The following is a 12,512-nucleotide window of genomic DNA, read 5'->3' on the forward strand; positions in this document are numbered from 1 at the left end:
TCGCCCTTTTTAAGCCCCATATTGATAAAAGCTGTTGCTAATCTATCAACATGGGGCTTAAAAAGGGCGATAGAGTTGCAACAATATTGCCAACAAGTATTCAATTTATTATATCAGACTATGCTATCTCTCGTGCTGGATTAATACATGTTCCCTGTAGCCAACTTGAACCTGTTATTGAAATAAAGGATAAATTAAATAGATGTTCTGCAAGTGCAGTCATATGCCTAGATCATTATCTTGATAGTGTGAAGAAGCTTAATGATGAATGTAACCTAAAGTTTATTATTGTTAGTAATTATAATGATTACACCCCTAATCCTCCTCAAGATTATGGCAAGCTTCCTATAGAAAATGCCTATTGGTTATTAAAACTTATTTCTAATAATGAACCTAAGCCCCCCAATATCACCTTTAATGTTAAAAAAGATATTGAAACGCTACTGTTTACTGGTGGCACCACAGGTGTTCCAAAGGGTTGTATGTTAACCCACAGAAATATTTATGCTAATGCAATTCAAAATAGTTGGGGTTTAGGGAAAGCATCAACTATATTGAGTGAGGGAGCTGTAGCTGCTATAATGGCTCTTCCAGCTTTTCATTCTTATGGGCATAGTTTAATACATTCTCTGCATTTAATTGGTTTAGATATGATACTAATTAGTGATCCTAGAGATACAAAAACAATGGCTAGCATGATTAAAAAATATCACCCTGTGCTACAGATTGGAGTTCCTACACAGTTTATGAAATTGGCTACGGAAGAGTTGAAGGGTGTTTCTATTATTGGTATATCAGGCTCGGCACCACTGCCATCTTCTGCTCAGAGTGAATTGGATAAAAAAGGCAGTGGTGTTATGGAGGGATATGGTCTATCAGAGATGTCCCCTGTGACCCATTTTAACCCATCACTTCTATATAGGCTACTTGGCGGTAAAACAACAGTTAGATTTAATACTATTTTGTTTTCAATACCAGGTGTTGGATTTACTTTAAATAGACTTGTAAGGTTATTGGGGACAAAAAACTTTGGATATATATTTACTAAAACCCTTTATATATTATTTAAACTAACAAGGAGGGTTAAGGCACTCTCAAAAAAAGAAAAAAGAAGATGTATTGGATTTCCAATGCCCGATACAATTGTAAAATTTCTAGATGTAGCTACAGAAGAGGAATTAACTATTGAAGAAGTTGTAAAAGGAAAAAGAGCTGAAATGTGTTTAGATGGGCCACAGAGAATGCTTGGATATTGGCCAGAAGAGGGGAGTGGTATCGATGAAGATGGTTTCATAAGGACAGGGGATGTTGTAAATGTTGATAAAGACGGGTATTTTTATGTTGTTGATAGAACAAAAGATATGATTGTAGTTTCAGGTTATAAGGTATATTCAAGAGAGATGGATGATATACTCTATGAACATCCTGCAGTTAATATGGCAGCAACTGTGGGTGTTCCAGATCCTGAAAGAGAAGGAAGTGAAAGGGTTGTTGTATATATACAGCCAAAAGAGGAATTTAAAGAGAGTTTAACCGAAGAAGAGATACTAAACTTTCTAAGAGAGCGGGTTGCAAAATATGCAGTTCCAAAAAAGGTATATATTGTAGATAAAATACCCCTTACTAACGTTCAAAAAGTGGATAAAAAGAAGTTAAGACAGATGAATGTTACTTAGTATTTAGTAACATTTTTTAGGTTTATTAACTCATGTACGTAGTTCCAATTTACAGGTACTCTAATGGATGTGTTTTGTACAGGAACAAAAACACATCCATTTGTTATACCATATAATAATATATCGGTTGTTATCTCTACATCCTTTTTGCAATACTTTAAAATTTTATCAATCAAACCTTCTTCATACCATTTCAGGGCCAGTAAACCATTGCCACTTTTTTTAGCATTTATTGTTGAAGTTGCAATCTTTTCTAAGGAAAAACGCCTTCCAGTTATATTTTTTATATCTAAAAAAATATCTAATTTTGGAATATTTTTTATATTCAGTGATCTATATCCAGTTATAACTTTAAAATCAAAGTTTATTATGTTAAAGCCAATAATTAGTTTTGCGTTCTCTAATGTATCTATAAGCTTATCTATTTCATTTTCTTTGAAATATAGATATTTTTTTGTAATTAAATTATAGGCTACTGCAACTGATATGCCCATAAGATGAGCATTTTTAAAACCGCCAACTGATGCGGCTGAGTATTTTGTCTCTAAGTCAAAGACAATAATACCACTATTATTTTCACGCCTATTATTTACAGTATATTTTTTATTATGTTCTACTTTTTTATTTAATAGAGCATCAATTAGGTATAGGCATCCTTTTTTGTCTAAAGGGTAATTACCTGAACCACATTTTGGGGAATAAATGCATGCAGGGCAACCTTCTAAACACTCACATTCTTTTACATGATAATAAGTTTGGGTAATCAAGTTTTCTACTACATCATAGATCCTTTTGTTTATACCTATTCCGCCTGGATAGCCATCATATAAAAATATGGCTGGTTTTTCTAATTGTGGATGATAGGGATATGAAATACCACCAACATCACTTCTATCACATAGTATAAATGTTGGTATAAGCGCAATAAGGGAATGTTCTGCTGCATGAATGCTTCCCATCTGGTTAAAGTGTTTTTCTTTTAGTGTTTCATATATATGTTCATCTAACACGAGAGATATTCCCTTTGTATTAAAGGATATTGGCTCACATGAGAGCTCTATCTCTTGCAGTTTTTCACCTGTTTTTGTAGATATTTTTGTATAGCCTTTTAAGGTCTCAGTAACTTTTAGCTCACAGTATATAGCCTTAAGATTTTTTATTACTTTCTCCTTAAAAACTTTTATAATTATTGTTTCTTTTTCAACTAAGGGGAGGGTGTAATAATTAATATTCTCTGGTTTAACATAGATTTCTCTTCTTGATTTATCTATTTTTTGCACAATAAATGTGGAGCCTCTATGTAGGTAGACAGCCCCTTTATACATTTCAGTATATACCCTTCTTGCAGAATTCATACCCAAAACTAGATTATTACAAATGATATTATAAGAATCTCCAATTTGTCTTAAGTCAACGTGTTTGTAAGGATATCTATTTAATGTAAAAATTTGAGTGTTATCAGCATTTAAAAAAAGCTCATTTTTATCTATTAATGCGTTGATGTCATCTTTAAAAAACTTGTAATATTCTTCATCTATATTTATAGGTTTTTCGTAGGCAGCACAATGTATATGTTTTTTGTTTATCTCACTATTTTCACTATCAACTGTCATTTCTTCAAATTTGCCGTTTAATAATTTTTCAGGTGTTTTAGTGTAGTATTGATCAAGGGCATCTCTACCAGCTATTAGTATAATTAGGCTATCCTTTGTATTTCTTCCCGATCTTCCTGCTCTTTGCCATAAATTTATTAAAGACCCAGGGTATCCAACTAATATAGTAGAATCAATACCACCTATATCTATTCCAAGCTCAAAAGCTGAGGTTGAAATTACTGCTTTTAGAATATCATTTTGCAATTTCCTTTCAATTTCTCTCCTTTCCTCAGCTAAAAAACCAGCCCTGTAAGAGGATACAATATTTTTTAATGTTGGATCGCTATTTATTAGGTTTATATATATTTGTTCGGTCTCCCTCCTTGATTTAGTAAAACAAATAGTCTTTATGTTTGAATTAAGATTTATTCTAATTAGATAAGTAGCTATAGATGAGAGGGGTATATCAGGATTTAATAAAAGAAATTGTTTTTTTCCTGAGGGGGCACCATTTTTGTTTATTAATGTGAATTTCTTTCCAATTAATTTTTCAGTAAATCCAAGAGGATTTCCTATAGTTGCTGATGACACTATAAACTGTATATTCTTAAAAAGTCTAAAAAATCGTTTATAAATATTATATACATGACTACCAAAAATACCTTTATAAGCGTGTATTTCATCCATTACTATAAACTTAACATCATTTAGAAATTCTCTCCATTCAGATAAATGTGACATAATAGTATAGTGTAAAATATCAATATTTGATATTATTATATTAGGAGGATCTTTTAGTATTTTTCTCCTCTCTGTTTTAGTTGTATCGCCGTCAATAACACTGCTTGTGATTATTTTTCCATATTTTGTATTATTAATAAATTCATCAAGTTGTCTTTTTTGGTCATGGCCTAATGCCTTCATGGGAAATAGGTATAGAGCTTTTGTATTTCTATTTTTAATTGTTTCTGTCAAGATAGGGAGGTTGTAACAAATAGTTTTGCCTGATGCTGTTGGAGTTGTCAGTAATATATTATGTTCATCATTAACTAATTTATAAGCCTCAAATTGATGTGAATAGAGGTGGCTTATATTATTGCTTTTTAATAATTCACTTGCGATACTATCATTAAGGATATCAATTGAAACAAAAGAGCCTGCTGATGAATTTATTGTCTTTTCATATATTATATATTTGTTTAAAGTGCTTTTTTTTATATATTGTAATACACTAGAAATCATTTATATTTTTTAAGCTTATTAGCTTATTAAATTACAAATATATATTCATTAGGTTATCTTTTTTTGGATATAAGAATATATATCATTTAAAATGCTTTTTGATACATTACTTATATTTTTTTCCATAGATTTTATATAACCTTTTACACTTATATCTTTTGTTGATGTACTTTCACGATAATTCTTTGTATAGATTAAATCGTAAGTTTTCATAATATTATTATACCAATAGAGGTTAACACTAAGATTAATCGCTGCCTCTAATCTTCCTTTATCTATTTTTGCGTAAAACTCATATATATGACCTCTAATCTTAAATTTATCATAATGTTTAATTTTATTGACATCTATAAAGTTAAAGCTGATATAATCTCTAATGTATTCAGTAATAAAACTTGCTGGTTTTATAATCCATCTATTATAAAAATCTTTAGTAATTTCGTACTCATCCGTTCTATATATAAATTTATCAGTATTATATATTTGAGAGATGGTGAAGGGTTCTATATCTATTTTAACTGGAAGTGCCTTCTTTTCAAATTTTTCAGGTATAAATGATATAATATAATAATGTACTTTAGGATGCTCTGAAGTAATTTTAATGCAGCCTGATAGAATAACTATTAGAATAAAAAGGGATATAATTTTCTTATTCATCTAAAATGCTCCTTTCTGGTGGTGGCGCAAAGATAATTGAAGGCTGATCTTTTATTTTATTAATCAATATATCCATGTCAGACATAATATATTCTAATTTATTTAATATATTAGTCAATTTTTTTGGCAATATATTAAGCTCTTTATCATTATTTTTAATTACACTTGATATATCTCTAATTAGTAAATTTATTTCTGTACTTGTATTGTCCCATTTTTTAAAGAGATTATCTATATTTTTCTTATTAGCAACAACAGTTTCGTCAATATTGTTAATGAGTTTGTTAAAATCTTTTAGCATTTTTTCGGTTTGAGATAACGACATATTTAATTGTTTACTAAATTGTTCCACAGATAGTGCTTTTACGGTATGATCTAGTCTCTTTATAAGTTTATTTATATTATTTGCAATTTTAGATAATTCTATTGATTTAAATTCCTTAGTTATATCGCTTACACTTTGCATAATTTGACTTATATCAGATTTGACTGTAGGGATAACTTCATATCTAGGGGTAAAATCAGGTATAAGGATGCCTCCTTCTTCTTTGTCAATAATATCAAGTTCAATATATATAAATCCTGTAATCCCAACAGTTTTAAGTTGGGCAACCATGTTTTTCTTTAAAGTAAAATCCTTATTAAGCTCTAATACTACCTCTATATATCTTGAATTTTTCGCAATATCAATATTTTTTACCCTACCTATATTTATGCCTCTGTATTTTACGGAAGATCCAATCTCTAAACCTTGAACAGATTCATCAAAATATGCAACATATAGATTGCCTTTGCTATAAAAATAGCTAGAAGATAGCCATAGAATTACACCAATTAATATAAATGCTCCCGTTAAAACAAATAACCCTACAAAAAAATTAACTTTTTTTGTTATCATAATATCAACTAATCGTACTCTTTTTTACCCTTTCAAAAAACCTTTGGACGTCTCTATCATTATTATTAAATACATCAAAAGGATGCCCCTTTGCAATTATTGTTTTTTTAGAACCATCAAGCAATATTAATGAATTAGTTGTGGAGAATACAGATTCTATATCATGGGTAACCAGGATTATTGTTGTCCCAAGGTTTTTGTTGAGCCTTTTTATAAGATTGTCTATCTCCGTTGATGTAATAGGATCTAAACCAGAGGTTGGCTCATCTAAAAATAATATTTTTGGATTTAGCGCAATAGCTCTTGCTATAGAAGCTCTCTTCTTCATACCACCACTTATATCTGAAGGATAATAATTGTCAAACCCTTTAAGATCTACTAATGATAATTTCCATGCAGCAATTCTTCTTGCAATAGCTTCATCGTCTGTTTTATATTCCATTAGAGGTAACATAATATTTTCTGCTAATGTCAATGAGCCTAATAATGCACCATATTGAAAAGCTACTCCAATTTTATTTAAAAAAATATCATAGGATTCTTTTTTTATTTCTTTTAAATCTTTGCTTTCTATATATATGTTGCCATTATATGATTCTAAAAGGCCAATTAAGTGTTTTAATAAAACTGTTTTTCCGCTACCACTACCCCCAATGATTGCAAAAATCTCTCCTTTTCTTACAGTAAAATTTACATCTTGTAATATAATATTTTCACCAAATTGTATTTTAAGATTTCTTACTTCTATTATAATATTATTTTCCATCTAAATATAGGTTAATAACACAGCAATTATTGAATCTGTAAGTATGATTAAAAATATCCCACTAACAACTGCAGATGTTGTAGCTTTTCCTACATCATCTGTTGTTTTTTTAACAGTCAACCCTCTAAAACATCCAATTTCGGCTATTAAAAAGGCAAAAATTGCACTTTTTACTATGCCATGTAGAATATCACCAGCTGATAAGGTAACATATAGTTGGTGAATATAGGCAGGAAATGTTAGGTTTAACATAAATACTCCCACCAATAGCCCACCAATATTAGCAAATAAATTTGAGAAAACAGTAAGTATAGGTAGTACTATTATTGTTGCAATAAGGCGTGGTAAGACTAAAAATCTATTTATATTAAAACCCATTACAGTTAAAGCATCAATTTCATCAGAAATTTTCATTGTACCTAATTCTGCGGCAAACGCTGAACCACTTCTTCCTGCAACTATTATAGAGGTCATGATAGGGCCTAATTCTCTAGCCATAGCTAATCCAACTAAACTAGCAACATATATATTTGCTCCAAATTGTTTTAATTGTATAGAAGACATAAATGCCATAATTAATCCCATTAAAAAGCTTATTAAGCCAACAATTGGTATTGCATTAACACCAACTTTATTCATCAGATCAATAGTTTCTTTTTTTCTTAATATTTTTGGTTTGATAATAATAGTTAAAAGTGATACAAATAAATCACCTATATATTCAATATGATTTATTATTTTATATATTATTTCAAAAGTCTTCTTACCAATTAATACTAATATTTGCTCCTTTTCTCTTTCTTTATCTTTTGTAATTTGTAATGATTCGATATTATCACATAATGATTTAAAGTCATCAGGTGCTGATAATAGTTCTAATGATATATTAAAGGTTTTAATTTTATTATGGAAATAACATACCACTGATGCAGCAAAATCGTCATAGCTATTAATATTTTTTAGATTCAGATAGACTGTTTTTATTTTTTTATTTTTTATTATCTGTTTAATTGATCCAATATCATGCAAGATATGTTCAATATTGCTGGGGTACAAAGTAAGAGTTTGTCTATCAATTGTATAATCTATTTTCATAGTATCTTTACCATGGCAAAACTTCACCCTTATAATCTATAAATAAGCCACTACTTTTAAAGGTTATTGTGCTTAAAACTTTATAGATACCACTAGCTGATTCAACTGCTGTTGTTGGTGCATTAGGGCCTCCCATTCTTGTTTTTACCCATCCTGGGTGCATAGCTAACACCGTAACTTTTTTGTCTCTTAGCTTATTTGAAAGGCATTTTACTGCCATATTAGCGGCAGCTTTTGTAACCCTATATATTATCTCATCCCCATTTTTATTTAATGTTATGCTACCCATCATTGATGTAATAAAAGCAATTATCTTTTTATTACTTTTTAAAACATTATCTATAAGAGTTTCAGATAATTTTAGTGGCGCTAGTAAATTTATTTTTAAAGCATTATTGAAGGATTCATAATTTATTTTACCAAATTCTTGGCCAATAGGATCCCCATAGATACCAGCATTATTTAGTAAAATATCAATATTAGTATTATTTAATTCATATTTTAAATTTTCAATATTATCAAAATTATCTAAATCTAGCTTTAAAATTTTTATATTGTTCATATTTTTTGAAAGCATATTTAACTCTATCTCACCATTTGGATTTCTACAGCAAGCTATAACATTCCAATTATTTTTTGAAAAAATCTTCGTTGTTTCTAACCCTATTCCCCTGTTTGCTCCAGTTATTAAAATTGTATTCATTATTACCTCCTGCATCATCTATGTTAATATAATATGAATTAATTTAAATAAAAAATACTTATAATCCACATAATTTATTCAATAATTTTTAAATTTTCTAGATTAAATAGATTGTTTACATTTATAGTTTCATATAATATATTTACTAATCTATTACAGATTAAACTAATTATGATATATTTAGATTATGCGGCAACTCACCCAGTTTATATGAGTATGGCCAGGGAGATAGCCCAGGTAATAAATAAATATTTTTATAACCCCTCTTCATTGTATAAACCGTCTATTGAGACAAAGAATTTTTATGAAAAACAAAGATCAATATTAGCTGATGTAATAGGTGTATATAAAGAGAATTTAATATTTCTCTCCTCTGCAACTGAAGCCTCAAATACAATTATAAAAGGGCTAAATTATAAAGGTAGAAATAAAGTTATATTGTGGGAGGGCGAACATCCTGCTGTTTATGAACCACTTATAAATATGTCAGATATAAAAAGAGAGACTATTAAGACAAAAAAAGGCTATGTTGAATTTAGTGATATTGAGCAATTTATTGATGGCAATGTAAAATTAATATGTTTGATGCATGTTAACAATGAGACAGGTGCGCTAAATGATATAACTAATATTTCAAAAAAAATTAAAGAGATTGACAAAGATATACTTATTTTTTCAGATACAACACAATCATTTGCGAAAAGACCAATTGATTTAACAAATATAGATTTTGCTTGTTTTTCTTCACACAAAATAGGGGGTCTTAGAGGAATAGCTGCAATGTATATAAAAAATAAAAACTTAATTAAACCTCTATTAGAGGGTGGTGGACAAGAGATGGGTTTAAGAAGCGGAACTGAGAATGTATATGCAGCCTATACTATGGCTAAAGCAGCTAAATTAACATACAATATTTTTAATGATAAAAATAATCATTTACAATCTCTAAATAACTTTTTGAGAGATAATTGCAGGTTAAGAAACTTTAATATTAATTCGCCTGATTGTTCGGTTTATAATATATTTAATTTTTCTACAATGAATCTACCTTCAGAGGTTTTAATAAATGCATTATCTGATATGGAGATTTACGTTTCAAGTGGGTCAGCTTGTAGTAGCAAGACAAAGGGAAGTAGAACATTAAGATCAATGGATTTTAATAGTGATATAATTGATACTTCTATTAGGGTGTCTTTACATCCAACTACCACAATAAGAGATCTTGAGGTATTATTCGAAAGCATTGATAAGGTGGTTAATACTTTTATAATATGAAAAGACAATTTACTTTATTATCTGAAGGGGAAATATCTCTGAAAGGTCACAATAGGAAATATTTTGAAAATATATTAATAGAGAATCTAAATTGCTATCTAGAGAGGTACCAACTAAATATAAATAAGGAAAAGCAGGGCAGATATATTATCCATATGGATAATTTTACAGGTAATATTGAAAAGATTATTGATGATATAGCTTTTGTTCCAGGTGTTAAAACAATTTATCAAGGCTATAAAATAGATAGAGATATTGATGAGTCTGTTAATATAATTCTTGAACTTCTTGAAGGAGTGAAAACTTTTAAGATAAAAGCAAAAAGGGTAGATAAGACATATAATTTAACCTCTATGGAGCTAAATAGACGTATTGGGAGGTTAATACTAGAAAAATGCTCTAAGTTAAAGGTAGACGTAAAAAACCCGGAAAGATTAATATATTTTGAGGTATTTAATAATCATTTTAAAATTTATTTTAAGAAGAAAAATGGATTAGGGGGTCTTCCTTATGGCTCTTCAGGTAAAATAGTATGCATGTTATCCGCTGGGATTGATTCTCCAGTAGCAGCTTTTATGATGGCTAAAAGAGGTGCTAATATTATACCTATATATTTTCATACCCCACCCTATACAGGTGAGAAAACCTTACAAAAGGTACGTAATATTGTTATGCGTTTATCAGCCATTACCATTAAAAAGATTAAATTATGTATTGTTAATTATTCAAAAATTCAAATCTCTATTGGTAAGTATGTGCCTGAAAAATATTGGACAGTAGTATCAAGAAGAATTATGGCAAAAATTGCTGAGGAAATAGCCGGTAGTGAAGCTGCATTTGCTATAGCAACAGGTGAGTCTTTGGGTCAAGTATCTAGTCAAACTATATATAACATATATGCTATAAGTGAGACTGTATCAAAACCTATTTTTAGACCATTAATAGGATTTGATAAGGAAGAGATTGTTAAATTATCAAAAGAGATTGGAACATATGATATATCAATTAGTGATGGCTTAGATTGTTGCTTGTTATTTGCTCCAAAAAATCCCACAACAAAAGCAAATATTAATGAAATAAGAGCTTTTGAAGATAATTTATATAATAATAGTTATATAGATTATAGTTACAACACAGAATTGATATAAATTTCTTAAAATATATTTAGAAGATAAAAATAACTATTAATCAGTTTTTTAATTTATACTTGATATTAATTTATTAATATTTTAAATTTTTCTAAGTAATTTATAACAATAAAATATTTTATAGGTTAGAACTATGAAGAAAATAAAATTAGAAGAGTTGAAAAATTACAATGGAAAAGATGGTAAACAGGCTTATATAACATACAATGGCAAAATATATGATGTTACAAAGAGTAAACATTGGAAAAATGGGTTACATATGACAAGGCATCATGCAGGTGAAGATTTAACTGATTATTTAAATTTAGCTCCGCATGGTGAAGAGGTTTTTAAAAGGTTAGAAATGATTGGTTATTTAGCAGAGGAAAAAAACAAAAAGCTAAAAGATAAGGATGTATTAAGGAATTTATATAGAAAGTATCATCCACATCCCATGCTTATACATTTTCCTATGGGATTAATATATTTTAGTGCTTTTATGTATGCATTACATGTCATATTTATTAATAAAACTTTTGAGTTGACTGCCCTTTATGCTCTATTAGGGGCATTTATTACAGCTTTCCCTGCAGCTTTAGCAGGATTAGCTAGTTGGATTATAAATTATAATATGAAGTGGACAAATATCTTTAGAAATAAAATTATATTTACTATTTTATTTATTATAACGAGTTTTGCAACTATATTGATTAGATTAGTGTTTGGTGATTTGATGTTATATGATTCGCCTATAAAATATTTTTATCTTTTATTATACTTAGCAAACCTTCCAATTATATCATTTGTTGCATATAATGGTGGTAAAATCACTTGGTCATAAAAAAATAAAAAAACTACTTGACATTATAATTATAAGAAGCTATTTAGAAGTAGGCTTTAAGCCTAAGAAATAAATGAGGTGTAATATGAGTAACAAAGGGAAAGTAAAGTGGTTTAACGATTCAAAGGGCTATGGATTTGTAACAGGGAATAACGGCTCTGATGTATTCGTTCACTACTCAGCAATTGCTATGAAAGGTTTCAAAACTTTAAAAGAAGGAGACGAGGTTACATTTGACATTATAGATGGGCCAAAAGGTCCTCAAGCATCAAATGTTATAATCGTTAGACAATCGGAATAGCAAGCTTTTCAGTTAGGAGAGAACTTCAATAGAAGTTCTCTCCTTCCTATAAATTTTTTAAATCTAGAAAAATATTGATCACTTTCTGAAGAATATATTTAAAAGTATTGTCAAAATAATACTTATAATAATTGAAGTGACAATTGGGAAATAAAAAGTAAAGTTGTCTTTTTTTATAATTATATCTCCTGGCAGCTTAAAGAATCTAAAGTAATCGCTAAATTTACTATTTAAGATAATAAATAAACCAATGATAATAAAAACAATACCTAATATTATAAAAAATTTGCCAAAGCCATTAAGCATAATATATATCTTTATTTTTTATTATTTTCT

General features: G+C 28.8%; 12 protein-coding genes. 5 read left to right on the top strand and 7 right to left on the bottom strand.

Features of this window, described 5'->3' with window-relative positions; genetic code table 11:
• Positions 1 to 50 precede the first annotated feature (50 nt).
• On the top strand, positions 51 to 1,676 hold the full coding sequence (locus SVN78_05050) for an AMP-binding protein (protein MDY6820970.1): 1,626 nt from the start codon (positions 51 to 53) through the stop codon (positions 1,674 to 1,676).
• Here the strand turns inward: SVN78_05050 and SVN78_05055 are convergent.
• Genes SVN78_05055 through SVN78_05080 form a run of 6 tightly spaced genes read right to left on the bottom strand, consistent with a single transcriptional unit; the run spans position 1,673 to position 8,632 of the window.
• Complete coding sequence (locus SVN78_05055) at positions 1,673 to 4,513, bottom strand: DEAD/DEAH box helicase (GenBank protein MDY6820971.1); 2,841 nt, start codon at positions 4,511 to 4,513, stop codon at positions 1,673 to 1,675. The genes SVN78_05050 and SVN78_05055 overlap by 4 nt on opposite strands.
• Positions 4,514 to 4,561: 48 nt before the next feature.
• Positions 4,562 to 5,170 carry a hypothetical protein gene (locus SVN78_05060; protein MDY6820972.1) on the bottom strand — a complete coding sequence of 203 codons (609 nt, stop codon included), beginning with the start codon at positions 5,168 to 5,170 and terminating at the stop codon, positions 4,562 to 4,564.
• Positions 5,163 to 6,068 (bottom strand): MlaD family protein, encoded by a 906-nt coding sequence (locus tag SVN78_05065; protein MDY6820973.1) that lies wholly within the window; start codon positions 6,066 to 6,068, stop codon positions 5,163 to 5,165. Before SVN78_05065 ends, SVN78_05060 begins: the two co-directional genes overlap by 8 nt.
• A 4-nt stretch (positions 6,069 to 6,072) precedes the next feature.
• Positions 6,073 to 6,834, bottom strand: a complete 762-nt coding sequence (locus SVN78_05070; GenBank protein MDY6820974.1) for an ATP-binding cassette domain-containing protein — start codon at positions 6,832 to 6,834, stop codon at positions 6,073 to 6,075.
• On the bottom strand, positions 6,835 to 7,956 hold the full coding sequence (locus SVN78_05075) for an ABC transporter permease (GenBank protein ID MDY6820975.1): 1,122 nt from the start codon (positions 7,954 to 7,956) through the stop codon (positions 6,835 to 6,837). It lies immediately after the preceding gene.
• Complete coding sequence (locus tag SVN78_05080) at positions 7,937 to 8,632, bottom strand: SDR family oxidoreductase (GenBank protein ID MDY6820976.1); 696 nt, start codon at positions 8,630 to 8,632, stop codon at positions 7,937 to 7,939. The genes SVN78_05075 and SVN78_05080 overlap by 20 nt, the downstream gene beginning before the upstream one ends.
• A gap of 171 nt (positions 8,633 to 8,803) precedes the next feature.
• On the opposite strand from SVN78_05080, the gene SVN78_05085 reads away from it, so the two are divergent.
• From SVN78_05085 to SVN78_05100, 4 genes are all read left to right on the top strand, one after another.
• Positions 8,804 to 9,907, top strand: a complete 1,104-nt coding sequence (locus SVN78_05085) for an aminotransferase class V-fold PLP-dependent enzyme (protein MDY6820977.1) — start codon at positions 8,804 to 8,806, stop codon at positions 9,905 to 9,907.
• Positions 9,904 to 11,055, top strand: coding sequence for a tRNA uracil 4-sulfurtransferase ThiI (thiI, locus tag SVN78_05090; protein MDY6820978.1), 1,152 nt, complete (start codon positions 9,904 to 9,906; stop codon positions 11,053 to 11,055). The genes SVN78_05085 and thiI overlap by 4 nt, the downstream gene beginning before the upstream one ends.
• 133 nt (positions 11,056 to 11,188) lie before the next feature.
• Positions 11,189 to 11,875, top strand: coding sequence for a cytochrome b5 domain-containing protein (locus tag SVN78_05095; GenBank protein ID MDY6820979.1), 687 nt, complete (start codon positions 11,189 to 11,191; stop codon positions 11,873 to 11,875).
• Positions 11,876 to 11,960: 85 nt separating this feature from the next.
• Positions 11,961 to 12,176 (top strand): cold shock domain-containing protein, encoded by a 216-nt coding sequence (locus SVN78_05100; protein MDY6820980.1) that lies wholly within the window; start codon positions 11,961 to 11,963, stop codon positions 12,174 to 12,176.
• Between the two features lie 78 nt (positions 12,177 to 12,254).
• Here the strand turns inward: SVN78_05100 and SVN78_05105 are convergent, their stop codons facing one another.
• Entirely contained in the window at positions 12,255 to 12,482 is a 228-nt protein-coding gene (locus tag SVN78_05105) for a DUF2905 domain-containing protein (GenBank protein MDY6820981.1), read from the bottom strand.
• Between the last annotated feature and the right edge of the window lie 30 nt (positions 12,483 to 12,512).

Source organism: Deferribacterota bacterium (assembly GCA_034189185.1).
Classification (GTDB): Bacteria; Chrysiogenota; Deferribacteres; order Deferribacterales; family UBA228; genus UBA228.